The following is a 15,466-nucleotide window of genomic DNA, read 5'->3' as shown; positions in this document are numbered from 1 at the left end:
TCTCTCGTCGAAGGTGCGTGGTGCCCGTGGCCGGGCGGGGACGCCGGGCTCACGTGCCGCGTCGCTGGTCGACCAGCGCGGCATCGGACTCCGCCCTGGCCACGACCACGGCGGGTGACTCGCTGACCTCGGGGATGCCCACCTGCCAGTAGGAGCCACCCGGCGTCCAGTCGGACTCGGCGACGTCGACGACGATCACGCTCGTGCGGTCGTGCGTCCGCGCAGCGGCCAGCGCCTCGCGCAGCTCGTCGAGGCCGCTCACGTGCACCGACCGGGCGCCCATCGCCGCTGCGTGCGCGGCGAAGTCGACCCTCTCGTGCGAGCCGCTCCCGCGGGCGTCGCGCAGCATGTTGTTGTAGGACTCCCCGCCCTTGCCGCGCTGGAGGCGCTCGATCACGGCGAAGCCCGCGTTGTCGCACACCACCAGCACGAACTTCTTGCCGGAGAGCACCGAGGCATAGATGTCGCTGTTCAGCATGAGGTAGGACCCGTCACCGACGAGGGCGAAGACCTCACCCCGGTCGCGCGCGAAGGCCGCCCCCCAGGCACCGGAGATCTCGTAGCCCATGCACGAGAAGCCGTACTCGCAGTCGAAGGTCGCGACGCCCTTGCTGGACCAGTTGATGTTGAGCTCTCCGGGGAGACCACCGGCGGCGGTGAGGACGTAGTCCTCCTCGGTCGCCTCGTCGTGCACCGCGCCCACCACCTGCGCATAGCTCAGGACGGACGACTCCTCCGCGCCGGTGCGGGCCGCCACCAGACGATCCAGGTCGGCGCGAGCCGCGGTCGCCCGCTCGTTCCACTCGACCGAGCAGGTCCACCCCGCGAGCAGCGCGTCCAGCTCCTCGAGGCACTCGCGCGCGTCACCGACGACGGGTGCCGAGAAGTGCTTGCCCGCGTCGAAGCGTGCGGCGTTGACGGTGACGACCTGCGCCTGGGGCGCGAACAGCGTCCACGACCCCGTGGTGAAGTCCTGGAGCCGGGTCCCGACGGCGATGACGAGGTCGGCCTCCTCGACCAGCGCGTTCGTCGCGTCGGCGCCGGTCACCCCCAGCGGCCCGACGTAGTGCGGGTGCGAGCCGAGCAGCGACGACTTGCCGGCCACGGTCTCGACGACCGGGACCCGGTGGGCGCGCACGAAGCGGTCGAGCCCGTCCTCGGCCAGCGAGTAGTGGACCCCGCCCCCCGCGACCAGCACCGGGCGCCGAGCGGCGCGGATCAGCCGCGCAGCGCGCGCCAGCTCCTCGCGGTCCGGACGGGGACGCGGCCAGTGGTGCACCCGCGGCTCGAAGAACGCCGCGGGATAGTCGTACGCCTCCGCGGCCACGTCCTGCGGGAGGCCGATGAAGGCGGGGCCGCACTCCGCGGGATCCATCATCGTGCGTACGGCACCGGGGATCGAGGCGAGGACCTGAGCGGGGTGGGTCAGCCGGTCCCAGAAGCGCACCACCGGGCGGAACGCGTCGTTGACGGTGACCGAGGGCGTGCCGAAGTGCTCGACCTGCTGCAGCACCGGGTCAGGGAGCCTGGAGTTGAAGGTGTCGCCCGCGACGAAGAGCACCGGCAAGCGGTTGGCCATCGCCACTCCGGCTGCGGTCACCATGTTCGTCGCACCGGGGCCGATCGAGGAGGTGCACACCATGATCTGGCGGCGCCTCGTGGCCTTGGCGAAGGCCGCGGCGGCGAGCCCCATGCCTTCCTCGCTCTGCCCGCGCCAGACCGGCATTTGGTCTCGGTGGGCCTCCAGTGACTGTCCCAGGCTCGTGACGTTGCCGTGACCGAAGATCGCCAGCGTGCCGGGAAACAGGGGCACCTCGACCCCGTCGACCACCGTCCGCTGGGCGATGAGGAAGCGCACCAAGGCGTCGGCCGTCGTCGTACGGATCGTGCTCACGGGTTGCTCCTCAGGTCGGACACGCGCTGCCACGAACGCGATGCCCAGGAGTCGATCAGCGCCTGCTGGACCCCCACCACCGCAACGGCCTCGTCGAAGCCGGGAGAGAACTGCTCACCGGTCGCGAGGGACTCCAGGAAGCTGTGGTCCTGGATGGTCACCAGGTCCTCGAACCCGATGCTGTTGGCCTTGCCCGGCACGAACGCGCCGTGGAAGGGGAACCGGTCGCCACCGAAGATCGTGGTGTAGCCGGAGTTGGTCGGGTCCGAGCCGGAGTAGTAGCGCAGCTCGTTGATCCGCTCGTGGTCCCAGCTGAGGGAGCCGCGCGTGCCGTAGACCTCGAAGGCGTTGCGGCTCTCCGGCCCGACGATGGTGCGACTCGCCTCGAAGGTGCCCGTCGCCCCGTTGTCGAAGGAGCACAGCATCGACGCGAAGTCCTCGTTCTCCACCTCGCCGACCGGGTCGGACGGCGACCCGGTGCCGTAGTGACTCGCGTTGCCGCTGGGCAGCGGCCGCTGCGGGATCGTCGTGCGGGCCATCCCCACGACCTCGGAGACCTCACCGATGAGGAACTGCGCCAGCGCGACGGAGTGGCTCAGGATGTCGCTCGAGACGCCGTAGCCGGCCTGGTCCATCATGAAGCGCCACGTCAGCAGCCCGAGAGGGTCGCTGCCGTACATCGACAGGAAGCATCCCTTGTAGTGCACGATCTCGCCGAGGGCACCGCTCTGGATCAGGTGACGGGCGTGGAGCACCAGGGGGGACCACAGGTAGCAGTACCCCACCCCGGTGGGGACCCCGGCCTCCTGAGCCATCCGCCAGGCGCGGAGGGCGTGGTCTGGGGTGCCACCGATCGGCTTCTCGCTGAACACCGCCTTGCCGGCCGCGCACGCGGCCTCGATCATCGGCAGGTGCAGCATGTTGGGCGCCGTAACGAACACCACGTCGACGTCGTCGGCCGTGACGGCGGAACGCCAGTCGTCCGTCACCCGGCTGAAGCCGAAGTCGTCGCTCGCAGCGGCTCGCCGACCCGGGTCGGGATCGGCGCACACGACGAGCCGGGGGTCGTAGGACCGGTCGGGGAAGTGCATGGGGATCCGGCGCGCCGACCTGCTGTGGGCCTGCCCCATCCATCCCAGCCCGAGCACGGCGATGCCGAGGGGCCGCTTCATCGGGCCACCCGTCCGCTGGCCGAGGTCACCGGGCACCGTGGATCCTGGTCCTGCGAGTCCCAGGACTCGCGGATCCAGGCATGGGTCGGGTCGTCGCAGAAGCCCATGGTCCGCTCGTCGTCCGGCCCGGCCAGGACGTTGAGGAAGTAGAGCGGGTACTGCGGCGGGGCGGTGGAGGGCCCGTGGTAGCCCTCGGGCACCAGGTAGACGTCTTGGTCGTGGACGGTGACGGTCTCGTCGACCCCGCCGTCCACGGTGTAGACCCGGAACTGTGCCTGCCCGCGGGCGTCGCCGTGCGGCGAGTCCAGGCACCCGGTGCGGAAGTAGTAGATCTCCTCGTTGCGCACCGGGCAGCCGTCGATCCCGTCGTGGCGGTGCGGCGGCCAGGAGGAGAAGTTGCCGGCCGGGGTGATCACCTCGCAGACGTTGATGCGGTCCGCGCCGGTGAAGGAGTCCGGCGTGGCGATGTCGGTGACCTGGCGGGTCGCGGGGCCCGCGCCGCGCACCTGGACCGGCACGTCGACGGCCTGCGTCACCACCACGTCGTACGTCGTGGTCGCTCGCGCGGTGCACAGGGCGACCTCGCCACGAGGTGCCGAGAACACCACCGTGCTCCCGAGCGGGAGGTAGATCCAGTCGGACACCGCGGCGAAGACGCCGTCACGGCCACGCAGCGTGTGGAGCTCACCGTCCACCCTCACCTCGACCTCGCGGGCGGACAGGGGGACGAGCACCCCCTCGGTCGAGGCCATCGTGCGGGTGACGGACCCGGCGACGCCGAGGTCGAGGACCTCCAGCCCGCAGTACTCCCAGCCGGCGGCCTCGGGCGTCACCCGCGCGACGACGCCGTCGGCGCCCACCTCTCCTGCCCTGCGCAGCCACGTCATGGTCACCACTTCCTTTCGACAGAGCCATGGACGAGCTGCGCCGCACGATCGACGGCGGCGCGCGCGGACATGGTGGACGGATAGAGCAGCGCCCGGCCGGGGACCAGGCCGCGGACGTTGGGCACGGCCAGTGCCTCCGCCCAGCTGCTGAACACCGCCTCCCAGGAGCTCCCGGGATCTCCGCCGAGCAACAGGATCGGGCAGGTCGTCGCGGCGGCGACGAGACCGGGGTTCGCCGTGGCCGGGATCTTCAGCCACGTGTGGGCCGACGACGAGCCCAGGCCGGACGCGATCCCGACCACACGCGCCAGAGCAGCCTCGGACGGGTCCAGGAACGCGCGCCCGTCGGCGTCCTTGAGGTAGGGCAGCGGCTCGACCATCGCCATGAGCGACTGCTCGGCGAGCTGCGTCACGAGCCGGCCGGCCATCTCGATGGTCCGCGCGACCCCGGGGTCCGTCGGCTCGAGGCGGAGCAGCATCTTGCCGCCGTCGAGCCCGCTCGCGGCCACGTGCTCGGCGTCGTAGGCGGTGACCCGGTCGTCGAGCTCCCACGACGCGCCGATGATGCCGCCACGGTTCATGGTGCCGATCGCCAGCCGATGGTCGAGCGCACCCAACAGCGCGAGCTCCTCGAGGATGTCGGCGCTCGCCATCACCCCGTCGACGCGCGGGTCCTCCAGCCCGGTGAGCAGGCGCTCGAGGAGGTCACGACGGTTCGCGACCGCGAGGGGCTCGGAGCCGACCGCCACCATCCCCCGAGCGGTATGGTCCGCCGCCAGGATCATCAGCCGCTGGTCGTCGCCGAGCAGGGGCCGGCGCGGGCGCTTGGCGAGGGCGTCCGGCAGGGCCCGCGGCTCACTGAGGCGAGCGCCCAGGATGCGGTCGTAGTCGTGGTCGCTCAGCACGCCCGTGGTCACCGGACCTCCAGCCGGGGAGCCACCACGTCGCGCAGGTAGTCCATCGACGAGGCGACCGAACGCACGGGACCGTCGCCCGGGGGCGGGACCTCGCCAACGACGGCGGTGTCCTGCTCGATGACGTACCAGCCGTCGTAGCCGGCGGCCTCCAGGGTCCAGATCACCTCGGCGATCGCCACGTCACCCTGGCCGAGCGGGGTGAACAGGCCGGCGTGCACCGACTGCAGGATCGACGAGCGGCGCTCCATCAGCGCCGGCACGTGGCTGAGGTCGACGTCCTTCAGGTGGACGTGGCCGACGCGGTCCGCGGCCTCGCGGGCGAACGCGACGGGATCCTTCCCGCCGATGGCCAGGTGCCCGGTGTCCAGGCACCATGCGACGTCGCAGGCCTCGAGCAGCCGGTCGACGTCGGTGGCCGTCTCGATGATCGTCTGCACGTGCGGGTGCAGCACCTGGGCCAGCCCGAACTCGTCGCACACCTCGTCGACCCGGGCCAGCATCTCCACCAGGTGGCGGTGCTCGGAGCTGTCCAGCACCTCCGGCGGGCTCCACGCCGCGTCCGCCACCGCGGCGGTGATGAACGTCGTCGCGCCGGCGCGGGCGAGGGCAGCTGCGGTGTCGCGCGCCGACTTCAGTGCCTCGTCGCGCGCCGAGCGCTCGTGCAGCACAAGGGGTGTGAACCCGCCGATGAGGGCCAGGCCGTGTCGGGCCAGGTCGTCCCTCACTGCGTCCGGGTCGGCCGGGAGGAAGCCCGGCGCGCCGAGCTCCGTGGCCGGGAGGCCGAGCCCGGCCATCTCGCCCAGGACACGGTCGGTCGGGAGCATCGCGCCCCATCCGGGCACCTCGCAGATGCCCCACGAGATGGGTGCGGATGCGATCCGCGACATGAAGTCCGTCATCTATTTTCTCCGTGACTGTTGGACCGGTCCAACAGATCGTGCCACTCTACGGAGGACGGGTGCAAGCACCTGGTCCAGATCGGTCGGCAAGGGAGTGAGGCGTGGACTACTGGATGAGCCGGCACGACGCCGACCCGCGAGACCTCGCGACGGTGGTCCGCGAGCCGACGCAGGCGACCGACCACCCCCACTGGTCCGACGTGCGCAGCGGCATCGTCGTCTACGACGCCACGTCGCTCCCCGGCGCGGCAGACCCGGTCGCCCGCCGCGCGGTGATGGCGGAGGTGGGCCGGGCCCTGATGGACGGACCGGGCGTCGTGGTGTTCGCCGGCGCCTACCCGGACCACGCGCTGGTCGACGCGGTGAGCGCGGTCTACACCGAGATCATCCGCGAGGAGAAGGGAGCCGGCGGGGCGAGCGGCGACCACTTCGGTGTGCCCGGGGTCAACGACCGGCTCTGGGACTCACTGGAGAAGCTGGCGCTGCGCGACGCGGACCTGTTCGTGCGCTACTTCGGCAACGACGTCATCGCGCTGGCCTCCGAGGCCTGGCTCGGCCCGGGATACCAGGTGACCTCGCAGGTGAACCTGGTCCGCCCCGGGGGCCGGGCACAGGTGCCGCACCGCGACTACCACCTCGGCTTCCTCCCCGTTGCCAGCCTGGAGGCCTATCCGCAGCACGTCCACCGCCTCTCCCCCCTCCTGACCCTCCAGGGTGCGGTCGCCCACTGCGACATGCCGCTGGAGAGCGGCCCGACGGTCTTCGTGCCGCACAGCCAGAAGTACGTCGCCGGCTACTTCGCGCGCGACGACGAGGCCTTCGCGCGGGTCGTCGCCGACCACGCCGTGCAGGTCCCGCTGCGCAAGGGCGACGTCGTCTTCTTCAACCCGGCGGTCATCCACGGGGCCGGCGACAACGACTCGCGGGACATCGAGCGGATGGCCAACCTCATCCAGGTCTCCTCGGCCTTCGGTCGCTCCACCGAGGTCGTGGACCGCACCCGCGTCGTCGAGGCCGTCTACCCGGCCCTCGCCTCTGCCCTGGCCGCGGGTGTGCCCCGTGCACTCGTGGACAACGCCCTCGCCGCCGCGGCGGAGGGCTACGCCTTCCCGACGAACCTCGATCGGGACCCACCCATCGACGGGCTGGCACCGCCGGCCCAGGCCGCGCTCGTCCGAACCGGCCTGGAGGAGGGGCATCCCCTCGACGTCATCAGCACCACGTTGGCCGCGCACGCGGCAAGGAGGAAGACATGAGCACGAACACGCCGTTGCGCATCGGTCTGGTCGGAGTGGGACGGATCGGGCGGATGCACGCCGAGATCATCGCGCGAGACGTGCCCGGGGCAGAGCTCACGATGGTCCACGACGTCGTCCCGGAGCTCGCGCACCAAGTCGCCGCGCGCCTGGGTGTCGAGGCCGCGGGGAGCCCCGCCGAGCTGGTGGCCTCCGAGAGGGTGGACGCGATCGGGATCTGCTCGTCCACCGACACCCACGTCGAGATCATCGAGCTCGCCGCCGCGGCCGGGAAGGCCGTGATGTGCGAGAAGCCCCTGAGCAGGTCGCTCGCGGAGGTCGATCGCGCCGTGGAGCTCGTGGAGTCCTCGGGGATCGCCTTCATGACGGGCTTCAACCGTCGCTTCGACCCGGGGCACCAGGCAGTCCACGACGCGATCCGCGACGGCAGCATCGGCGCGGTGCACCTGACCCGGATCTCCAGCCGCGACCCCGAGCTGCCGTCGCTGGACTACCTGAGGGTCAGTGGTGGGCTCTTCGTGGACATGGCCATCCACGACTTCGACATGGCGCGCTACATCGCCGGGCCCGTGGTGCAGGTCTACGCGCAGGGAGAGGTCCTCATCGACTCCGCGATCGGGGACGCCGGGGACATCGACACGGCCGTGACCGTCCTGACCCATGCCAACAGGTCCGTGACGGTGATCGACAACAGTCGTCTGGCGACCTATGGCTACGATCAGCGGGTGGAGGCATTCGGTTCCCGGGGCATGGCCTCGTCGGACAACCGCCGTCTCCACAACGCCGAGGTGACCGACGCCTCCGGCACCCGCCAGCAGCCGCTGATGCGATTCTTCATCGACCGCTACGCCGAGGCCTACCGACGCGAGTGGTTCGCCTTCGTCGACTACGTCCGGGGCGGAGGGCCCTCTCCCGTCACCGTGCGCGACGGGCGTGCGCCGGTCGTCATCGCCGGGGCAGCGTCGGAGTCCATGCGCCGTGGAGCGCCGGTCGAGGTGGACGTTGCCCTCGGGTGAGCCCACGATCCGCGACGTCGCCGCCAAGGCCGGGGTGTCCAAGTCGCTGGTCTCGCTCGCACTCCAGGGCTCCTCGCGGGTCGCGCCCGAGACCCGTCGCTCGATCCAGCGCGCTGCGGACGAGCTCGGCTACCGCCCGAACGCGATCGCCCGCAGCCTCGGCGCGCACCGCTCGCGCACCATCGGGGTCTACGTGCTCGATCTGCACAACCCCATCTACGTCGACATCCTCGACGGCGTGCAGGCCGAGGCGCACCGTCTCGACTACCGCACCATCGTCGTGATGGGCAGCTCGGACCGCCGCATCGAGCGTGCCGAGCTCGACAAGCTGATGGAGTTCCGCGTCGAGGGGCTGATCACCATGGGTCACCGACTCCCCGTCGGTGCACGCGACGCGATCTCGGACTCCTGCCCTGCCGTCCTGGTCGGTGCCGAACCACGGCTCACGCCGCACCTGCTCTCGGTGTGCACCGACGACACCCGCGGCACCGCGCTGGCGGTCGACCACCTCGTGGGCCTCGGGCACTCGGCCATCGCGCACGTCACCGGAGGCACCAACAGCGTGGCGCGCAAGCGCGAGCGCGGCTACGTCCAGGCCATGGAGCGGCACGGCCTGCACGAGCACATCCGCTGCATCCCGGGCGGGTTCACCGACGAGGACGGCTACCACGGCACGATCGAGGCGCTGGACGCCGCCGTGCGCCCCACCGCGCTCTTCGTCGCCAACGACTTCGCCGCGATCGGCGCGCTGGCAGCGGCCGCCGACCGCGGCCTCGACGTGCCGGGGGACATCTCGATCGTCGGCTACGACGGCACCCGGCTCAGCGGGCTCCGGTCGATCGGCCTGACGACCGTGGCGCAACCCCTCACCGACATGGGCGTCGCGGCGTCCCGCGAGCTGTGCTCCCGGCTCGACGACGGGCCCGGTGCGACGCGACGGGTGCGCATGTCCCCGGACATGATGATCAGGACCAGCACCGCGCCGCCACGGAAGTCCTAGCCGAAGACGGTCACCTCGGAGCCGGGCGGGATGTGGTCGTGGTCGCTCGGGGCACCGGCCTCGCGGAAGATCTCGTACGCGATCTCCTTGGCGATCCTGCCGTCGCGCATCTCGAAGACGTGGGCCAGTCGCAGGCTGACCCTCGTCCCGGCCGGGAAGGGGAAGTTGGTCATGTGGTCCGCGACGTATGTCGCCTCGTAGATGCAGTCGTCGAAGACGAAGTCCTCCGTCGCGAACCGCCGCAGGTGGGTGTGCTTGTGGATGACCAGCGAGCTGAAGATGTCGTGGTAGCCCGCCAGCGCGTCGTCCGCGTTGTCGAGGACGAGGCCGCGGGCCGGGCCCTCCCACAAGATGTCGTCGGCGTAGAGCGCGACGGCGTCCTGGATCGTTTCGGGCGTCTCGTTGTGGAAGTGCGCCTCCACGACTTGCAGGTTGCGCTCGATGACTTCCTCACGCGTCAGCGTCTGCTCGGACACCCGGTCCTCCTCGGCTCGGCGCTCACCGGGGCACTGCCGGGGACACCGCAGCGCCCCCTAAAACGCGCAATGATTATGTGGGGAAGACAGTAACCGCGGCCCGGTCCCTCGGTCAACGGCTCAGCGGCGTACGGCGACCACGCCCAGGTCGAGTCCCAGGTCAGCCGGCACAGGAAAGCCCTCGGAGCAGCCCGGCTGCATCACGGTGTGCGCGGCGGCCCGCATCGCCAGGTCGAGGGCGTCCTCCCACGCCATGCCCGCCAGGCGTGCCGCCACGAGCGCGCCGGTGGTCGAGTCCCCGCCGCCGACCGTGCACACCGGCTCCAGGGCGACTGCCGCGACGTCGACCACCTCCTCACCGCCCTCGAACAAGAGGGCTCCGCGCGGTCCACGCTTGAGGATGGTGGACGGCGCAGGGAAGGTGCGCGCCAGGTCACGCACCTGGGCCGGCGATGCATCAGGGCCCGCACCCAGCAGCGCCGCGAACTCCTCCTCCGTCCCGATGACCAGGTCGGCGCCGTCCAGCGCCGGGACGGTGGTGCGCCCGTAGTCAGCCGGGTCCCGCCACGTGCTGGGACGCAGGTCGAGGTCCCACCACACCGGGATCGCACGGTCCCGGGCGTACGCCGCCACGCGGGCCACGGCCTGGGGCGTCGTGCCCGCGGCGAGCGAGTCCGCGGACAGCACGACCACCTCGATCGCCTCCCACGGCAGGTCGTCGACGGCTGCGGGGTCGACCAGCGTGTCGGCGGCCTCGCGCCGGTAGAACACCCGCTCGCCGTGGTCGGCGGAGAGGGTGGCGAGGAAGGCGGTCGAGGTGAGCGCGCCTTCGACCCGCTGCACCGCCGCGACACTGACCCCGGTGGACGCCAGCCGGGAGATCGCCAGGTCCCCGACCGGGTCGGCCGCGACGGCGGTCAGCACGATCGAGGGGACCCCGAGGCGACGAGCTGCGATGGCGGTGTTCGTCGGGCTACCCCCCACCGACGGACGGAAGCACGTCGCACCGACCAACCCGGTGCCGTGGGAGTCGGCGAACAGGTCGAGGTTGATCCGTCCCACCGTCAACAACCGGGGCGCGTCGGACAGGGGCGTGGGGTCAGCGGTCACGTCGGTCTCTTCTCTCGGCGATCAGCACGCGACCAGCTGGTCGACATGCCACTCGCGGCGACGCATCCGCGGAGACGAGGGTGGCACCTCCCGGGGCGCGAAGGCAAGGACCGCACGTGCGCCGCGACGACCGCGTCAGGACCGGTTCCGGCTCCATGCCGCGGCGTCGGCGGCGTAGCGGACGAGGTGACGCGCGAAGTCCTCCCGCTCCGACGGGCGCCAGCCGGCCGTGATGTCCTCGAAGGCCTCGCGCTGCAGGCGCGCCAGGCGGCGCGCCTCCGCCCGGCCCTCGTCCGTCAGCTCGAGCACCGTCTTGCGTCCGTCGTCGGCCGCGGCCTGCCGCCGCACGAGCCCGGTCGCGACGCAGTCGGCCACCACACGACTGGCCGCCGGTTGGGCGACCCCCATCTCGACCGACAGCCCGCCCACCGTCAGACGCGGCTGGTCCGCCAGCACGAACAGCACGACGTTGCGCAGCACGTCACCGCTGGTGGCGGCCTGCGTGCGTCTCCTCATCCGCGCCAACGCGGGCCCGACCTGGTCGAGCAGCGACTCCTGGTCGTCGTCCATCACGCCTCCACCCCTCATGTTCCGTGCGGACTGTACGCGGACACTTCTATAACGTATGTTATGCATATATCAATAGAGATGCACCAACGAGGAGCGGCCATGTCCACGGTCATCACAGGCGCACAGGTCTTCGACGGCGAACGCTCGCTCGGGAGCCTCGACGTCATCGTCAGCGGCGGCGTCATCGCGTCGATCGGCGGTGACCCCCCGTCCGGGGTGGACGTCGTGGACGGGCGCGGCTGCACGCTGGTGCCCGGCTTGATCGACGCCCACGTGCACACCTCACCGGAGGCGCTGCGTCTCGCGCTCCGCTTCGGGGTGACGACCGAGCTCGAGATGCAGGGGATGCACACGCGCGAGCACCGGCGCGACATCGAGGACGACGACACGTCCGCGGACGTCCGGTCGTCCGGACTGGCCATCACTCCGCCGGGGGGTCACCCGAGCGAGCTGTTCCCCGACGACTTCGACCCCAGCGGTGGGCGAGCGCGGTCCGACGACGAGCACGCAGGGTCCGGACGGCCGGCGGAACGACCCTTCCAGCCGTTCACCAGCACGCCCGCCGAGGCGGTGGCCCACGTCGGGATCCTCGTTGAGTCCGGGTCGGACTACATCAAGTTCATCGTCGACGACGGATCCGTGGAGGGGACGCCGGTGCCGATGCTGGACCAGGCCACCCTCGACGCCGGCGTCGCCGAGGCACAGCGCCTCGGGATGCTGACCGTGGCCCACGCACTGACGCGAGACGCGACCCGCATGTGCCTCGAGGCAGGCGTCGACGGCCTCGTCCACCTCTTCATGGACGGGCCCCACGACGACGACCTCCTCGCCCGGATCGCCGGGAGCGGCACGTTCGTCGTGCCGTGCGTCGTCCTCAACGCCTCGATGATGGGCCTCAACGGCGCCGCCCTGGCGGACGACCACCGCGTCGCCTCACGGCTCGACGCGGCGTGGGACCGGACGCTCAGGTCGAGCTTCGACCGCTACCCGCAGGGCAGCATCGACCATGTCCTGGATTCCGTGCGCGCCCTCCACGAGGCCGGCGTACGACTGCTCGCCGGGACCGACTCCTCCGCACCGTTCCCGTTCCTCGGCGGGCTGGCCCACGGCGCCAGCGTGCACCACGAGATGCAGTACCTCGTCCGGGCCGGGCTCTCCCCGTCCGCCGCACTCCGCGCAGCCACCTCCGAGGCAGCCGAGGCCTTCGGGTTGTCCGACCGCGGCCGCATCGCGCCCGGCCTCCGAGCCGACCTCCTGCTCGTCGAGGGGGACCCGACCACGGACATCGCGGCGACGCTCGACATCCGTGCGGTCTGGCGCCACGGGACGCGTCTCGACAGCGACGGCCCGCCGGCGCGATGACATCTCCCCCGGGAGAGAACGACGAAGGCCCCGGACACTGTCCGGGGCCTTCGTGGTGTGGTGCGCGAGGGGGGATTTGAACCCCCACGCCCTTTCGGACACTGCGACCTGAACGCAGCGCGTCTGCCGTTCCGCCACTCGCGCTTGAAGCGGGCTCAGGCTACCCCACGCGTGACGAGCGGTCCCAATCGGTGCCCCTCGGCGCTGGGGCTCGTGTCGCGATCCCCGGGTACCCGGGGAAACGTGAGGTTCCAGTGCGAAGTTTCGGGGGTGAGGCTCCAGTTTCCCCGGATATCCGGGGAAACTGCGCGAGGCAGGACCGCACGACGGGGCGGCACCCGCGCGCCCGGGTGGACGGCCGGTACGCTCGGCCGCACCGATCGGGCGGTGTGTGAAGCCTGCCCAGCACGAACCCATCACGACGATGCGACGCGAGCGCGAGGAGAGGAGGCACGGGGTGAACGCCCTCCAACGCTTCGAGCAGCGGCTCGAGCAGGTGATCTCCGGTGTCTTCGCCCGCGCCTTCCGCAGCGCCGTGCAGCCGGTCGAGATCGCGGCGGCGCTGCAGCGCGAGTGCGACAACAACGCCCAGGTGCTGAGCCGTCAGCGCCGGCTCGTGCCCAACGACTTCCACGTCGAGCTCTCCGGCGTCGACCTCGACCGGATGCTCGGCCTGGGTCGTGCGCTCGAGCAGGACCTCGTCGACCAGCTCCAGGACCACGCCGACGCGCAGGGCTACGTCTTCACCGGTCCGGTCTCGGTGGCCTTCGAGTCCGCCGACGACCTGACGACCGGCCGCTTCCGGATCCGGAGCAAGGCGCAGGCGAGCGTCACCGACAACGACCAGCGCACCCGTACGCGCTCCTCCCACGCCACCCTCGAGGTCAACGGCACCCGGCACCCGCTGCGACCCCCGGGCCTGGTCATCGGCCGCGGCACCGAGGCCGACCTGCGCATCAACGACCCCGGCGTCAGCCGCCGCCACCTCGAGCTCGAGGTCAGCATCGACGGTGTCGAGGCGGTCGACCTGGGCTCGACCAACGGCATCCTCGTCGACGGCAGCAAGGTCACGCGGGCCCGGCTGCGCGACGGCTCGACGATCAAGATCGGGCACACCGAGATGACGGTCCGCATCGACGGCGGGCGCGACGAGGCCGGGGGCTGGAATGTCTGAGCTGACCCTCTTCCTGATCCGCATGGCCTTCCTGGCCATCCTCTGGATCTTCGTCCTGTCCGCCATCTCCGTGATCCGCTCGGACATGTTCGGTGCCCGGGTCCCCGAGACCGCGCGCGGCGGCGCGCCGGCGCCGGCGGGCCGCAAGGCCAGCGGCAAGCCCCGCAAGCCGCGACGTGGTGCGCCCACCCACCTGCTGGTGGTCGAGGGGGCCGAGGCCGGCGCCCGCGCCGAGCTGGCCGACGCGCCCCTGCTCATCGGTCGTGGCAGCGACGCCGCGATCAAGCTCGACGACGACTACGTCTCGACCCGCCACGCCCGGGTGGCGGCCAGCGGCGACGAGTGGTTCGTCGAGGACCTCGGCTCCACCAACGGCACCTACGTCGGCCCGGTGCGCATCACGCAGCCCACGACGATCGGCCTCGGCGTGCAGGTGCGCGTCGGCAAGACGATCCTGGAGCTGCGGAAGTGATGTACCTCCACTACTCCGCGATCTCCGACGTCGGGCGCGTACGCCGGGAGAACCAGGACAGCGGCTATGCCGGGCCCTGGCTCCTGACGGTGTGCGACGGCGTCGGCGGCGCCGTGCGCGGTGACCTGGCCTCCAGCACCGCCGTGCAGGCGCTGCGCAAGCTCGACCAGGAGCCCGACGCCGACATCCTCGGCCAGCTCGCCGGCGCCGTGCACCGCGCCGACGACCGGATCGCCGAGCTCGTCGAGGAGGACCCCGACCTCAACGGCACCTCCACCACCGCGACCGTCGCGCTGTTCGACGGCACCCGCTTCGGCATCGGCCACATCGGCGACAGCCGCGCCTACCTCTACCGCCGTGGCCAGCTGCGCCAGCTCACCCACGACCACACCTTCGTGCAGTCGCTCATCGACGAGGGGCGCATCACCGAGGAGCAGTCGCGGACCCACCCGCACCGCAACCTCATCCTCAAGGCCCTCGACGGCATCCGCCACGAGGAGCCCGACCTCTTCGAGTTCCCCGCCGAGCCGGGCGACCGCATCTTCGTGTGCAGCGACGGCGCCTGCGGCACGCTGACCGACGACCGGATGGCCGACATCCTGTCGACCGGCACGCCCGACTTCGCCGCCGTCGAGCTCGTACGCGCCAGCCTCGAGGCCGGCAGCACCGACAACGTCACCTGCATCGTCGCCGACGTCGCCGAGGAGCCGCCGCCTGCCGACCTGGCGCCGCTGCTCGTCGGTGCCGCGGCAGACCTGCCCCGCCGGATGCCGCTGGGCGGCGCGGTCAGCGGTGCCGTCGGCGGGCTCTTCCGGGGGCACCGCTCCGGTGACACCGGGGAGATCGCCCCCGTGCCGGCCGACGTCCCCGAGGGCGCCTACGTCGCGGACCCCATCGACCGCGAGGCCGCTCGCTACGCCCCGCGCGACCCTGGCCGCCACCGCTGGCTGCGCCGCCTGATGCTCGCCCTGGTGCTGCTCGGCCTGGCGTGGGTGGTCGTGGCCGCCGGCTGGTCGTGGAGCCAGCAGCAGTTCTACGTCGCCGAGCAGGACGGCAAGGTCGCGATCTTCCGCGGCATCGACGCCGACCTCCCCGGTGTCTCGCTGTCCCACGCCTACGAGCTCACCGACGTCGACCTCGACCGCCTCAGCGACATCGACGCCGAGCAGGTGCGCGAGGGCATCGAGGCCGACGGCCTCGACGGGGCCCGGCTCACCGTGGACAACTACGCCGCGCGCCAGGACGTCAACGCAGGGTGACG

Annotated in this window: 15 protein-coding genes and 1 tRNA gene; 7 read left to right on the top strand and 9 right to left on the bottom strand. The window is 71.6% G+C overall.

All coding sequences use genetic code 11. From position 1 onward, the window contains the following. Positions 1–49 precede the first annotated feature (49 nt). From iolD to ASG76_RS13100, 5 genes are read right to left on the bottom strand one after another with little or no spacing between them, the layout of a single operon-like run. On the bottom strand, positions 50–1,894 hold the full coding sequence (gene iolD / locus ASG76_RS13120; protein WP_056603886.1) for a 3D-(3,5/4)-trihydroxycyclohexane-1,2-dione acylhydrolase (decyclizing): 1,845 nt from the start codon (positions 1,892–1,894) through the stop codon (positions 50–52). Next, the gene (locus ASG76_RS13115) at positions 1,891–3,066 is read right to left on the bottom strand and encodes a Gfo/Idh/MocA family protein (protein ID WP_157559105.1); all 1,176 of its coding nucleotides are present in this window, start codon (positions 3,064–3,066) and stop codon (positions 1,891–1,893) included. Before ASG76_RS13115 ends, iolD begins: the two co-directional genes overlap by 4 nt. Further along, complete coding sequence (iolB, locus tag ASG76_RS13110) at positions 3,063–3,953, bottom strand: 5-deoxy-glucuronate isomerase (protein ID WP_056603880.1); 891 nt, start codon at positions 3,951–3,953, stop codon at positions 3,063–3,065. Before iolB ends, ASG76_RS13115 begins: the two co-directional genes overlap by 4 nt. 2 nt (positions 3,954–3,955) lie before the next feature. Continuing rightward, positions 3,956–4,870: a deoxyribose-phosphate aldolase gene (locus tag ASG76_RS13105; protein ID WP_235529591.1), complete on the bottom strand. Its 915-nt coding sequence runs from the start codon at positions 4,868–4,870 to the stop codon at positions 3,956–3,958. Next, on the bottom strand, positions 4,867–5,757 hold the full coding sequence (locus ASG76_RS13100) for a TIM barrel protein (protein WP_235529590.1): 891 nt from the start codon (positions 5,755–5,757) through the stop codon (positions 4,867–4,869). The genes ASG76_RS13105 and ASG76_RS13100 overlap by 4 nt, the downstream gene beginning before the upstream one ends. Positions 5,758–5,870: 113 nt before the next feature. Here ASG76_RS13100 and ASG76_RS13095 point away from each other — a divergent pair, with 113 nt between their 5' ends. The 3 genes from ASG76_RS13095 to ASG76_RS13085 are packed head-to-tail and all read left to right on the top strand — an operon-like array spanning position 5,871 to position 9,041. Then, positions 5,871–7,025: a phytanoyl-CoA dioxygenase family protein gene (locus ASG76_RS13095; protein ID WP_200948169.1), complete on the top strand. Its 1,155-nt coding sequence runs from the start codon at positions 5,871–5,873 to the stop codon at positions 7,023–7,025. Further along, positions 7,022–8,041, top strand: coding sequence for an inositol 2-dehydrogenase (iolG, locus tag ASG76_RS13090; protein ID WP_056603874.1), 1,020 nt, complete (start codon positions 7,022–7,024; stop codon positions 8,039–8,041). Before ASG76_RS13095 ends, iolG begins: the two co-directional genes overlap by 4 nt. Continuing rightward, positions 8,028–9,041, top strand: coding sequence for a LacI family DNA-binding transcriptional regulator (locus ASG76_RS13085; protein ID WP_056603871.1), 1,014 nt, complete (start codon positions 8,028–8,030; stop codon positions 9,039–9,041). The genes iolG and ASG76_RS13085 overlap by 14 nt, the downstream gene beginning before the upstream one ends. Here ASG76_RS13085 and ASG76_RS13080 read toward each other — a convergent pair. The 3 genes from ASG76_RS13080 to ASG76_RS13070 form a co-directional block, all read right to left on the bottom strand. Next, positions 9,038–9,517, bottom strand: coding sequence for a nuclear transport factor 2 family protein (locus ASG76_RS13080; RefSeq protein WP_056603868.1), 480 nt, complete (start codon positions 9,515–9,517; stop codon positions 9,038–9,040). The two genes, ASG76_RS13085 and ASG76_RS13080, sit on opposite strands and share 4 nt — an antisense overlap. Positions 9,518–9,637: 120 nt before the next feature. Next, positions 9,638–10,627: a carbohydrate kinase family protein gene (locus tag ASG76_RS13075; RefSeq protein WP_082587498.1), complete on the bottom strand. Its 990-nt coding sequence runs from the start codon at positions 10,625–10,627 to the stop codon at positions 9,638–9,640. 135 nt (positions 10,628–10,762) lie between these two features. Continuing rightward, positions 10,763–11,197: a MarR family winged helix-turn-helix transcriptional regulator gene (locus ASG76_RS13070; RefSeq protein WP_157559121.1), complete on the bottom strand. Its 435-nt coding sequence runs from the start codon at positions 11,195–11,197 to the stop codon at positions 10,763–10,765. A gap of 99 nt (positions 11,198–11,296) precedes the next feature. On the opposite strand from ASG76_RS13070, the gene ASG76_RS13065 reads away from it, so the two are divergent. Continuing rightward, a complete protein-coding gene (locus ASG76_RS13065; protein WP_056603859.1) occupies positions 11,297–12,559 on the top strand; it encodes an amidohydrolase family protein in 1,263 nt (420 codons plus the stop codon). Between the two features lie 58 nt (positions 12,560–12,617). Here the strand turns inward: ASG76_RS13065 and ASG76_RS13060 are convergent. Next, positions 12,618–12,703: transfer RNA gene (locus ASG76_RS13060), tRNA-Leu, on the bottom strand. 313 nt (positions 12,704–13,016) lie between these two features. Here ASG76_RS13060 and ASG76_RS13055 point away from each other — a divergent pair. The 3 genes from ASG76_RS13055 to ASG76_RS13045 are packed head-to-tail and all read left to right on the top strand — an operon-like array spanning position 13,017 to position 15,464. Continuing rightward, the gene (locus tag ASG76_RS13055) at positions 13,017–13,733 is read left to right on the top strand and encodes an FhaA domain-containing protein (protein WP_157559104.1); all 717 of its coding nucleotides are present in this window, start codon (positions 13,017–13,019) and stop codon (positions 13,731–13,733) included. After that, positions 13,726–14,205 (top strand): FHA domain-containing protein, encoded by a 480-nt coding sequence (locus ASG76_RS13050; RefSeq protein WP_056603853.1) that lies wholly within the window; start codon positions 13,726–13,728, stop codon positions 14,203–14,205. The genes ASG76_RS13055 and ASG76_RS13050 overlap by 8 nt, the downstream gene beginning before the upstream one ends. Beyond that, positions 14,205–15,464, top strand: coding sequence for a PP2C family protein-serine/threonine phosphatase (locus tag ASG76_RS13045; RefSeq protein WP_056603850.1), 1,260 nt, complete (start codon positions 14,205–14,207; stop codon positions 15,462–15,464). Before ASG76_RS13050 ends, ASG76_RS13045 begins: the two co-directional genes overlap by 1 nt. The last annotated feature ends 2 nt before the right edge of the window (positions 15,465–15,466 follow it).

The sequence above is a fragment of the Nocardioides sp. Soil774 genome, assembly GCF_001428125.1.
In the GTDB taxonomy this organism is placed as follows: Bacteria; Actinomycetota; Actinomycetes; order Propionibacteriales; family Nocardioidaceae; genus Nocardioides.
This window is presented reverse-complemented; position numbering and strand designations above follow the sequence as displayed.

Coding starts and splice junctions, on each gene's coding strand:
- ASG76_RS13115 (WP_157559105.1), bottom strand. CDS start 3,066: ATGAAGCGGCCCCTCGGCATCGCCGTGCTCGGGCTGGGATGGATGGGG.
- iolB (WP_056603880.1), bottom strand. CDS start 3,953: ATGACGTGGCTGCGCAGGGCAGGAGAGGTGGGCGCCGACGGCGTCGTC.
- ASG76_RS13100 (WP_235529590.1), bottom strand. CDS start 5,757: ATGTCGCGGATCGCATCCGCACCCATCTCGTGGGGCATCTGCGAGGTG.
- iolG (WP_056603874.1), top strand. CDS start 7,022: ATGAGCACGAACACGCCGTTGCGCATCGGTCTGGTCGGAGTGGGACGG.
- ASG76_RS13070 (WP_157559121.1), bottom strand. CDS start 11,197: ATGGACGACGACCAGGAGTCGCTGCTCGACCAGGTCGGGCCCGCGTTG.
- ASG76_RS13065 (WP_056603859.1), top strand. CDS start 11,297: ATGTCCACGGTCATCACAGGCGCACAGGTCTTCGACGGCGAACGCTCG.
- ASG76_RS13050 (WP_056603853.1), top strand. CDS start 13,726: ATGTCTGAGCTGACCCTCTTCCTGATCCGCATGGCCTTCCTGGCCATC.
- ASG76_RS13045 (WP_056603850.1), top strand. CDS start 14,205: ATGTACCTCCACTACTCCGCGATCTCCGACGTCGGGCGCGTACGCCGG.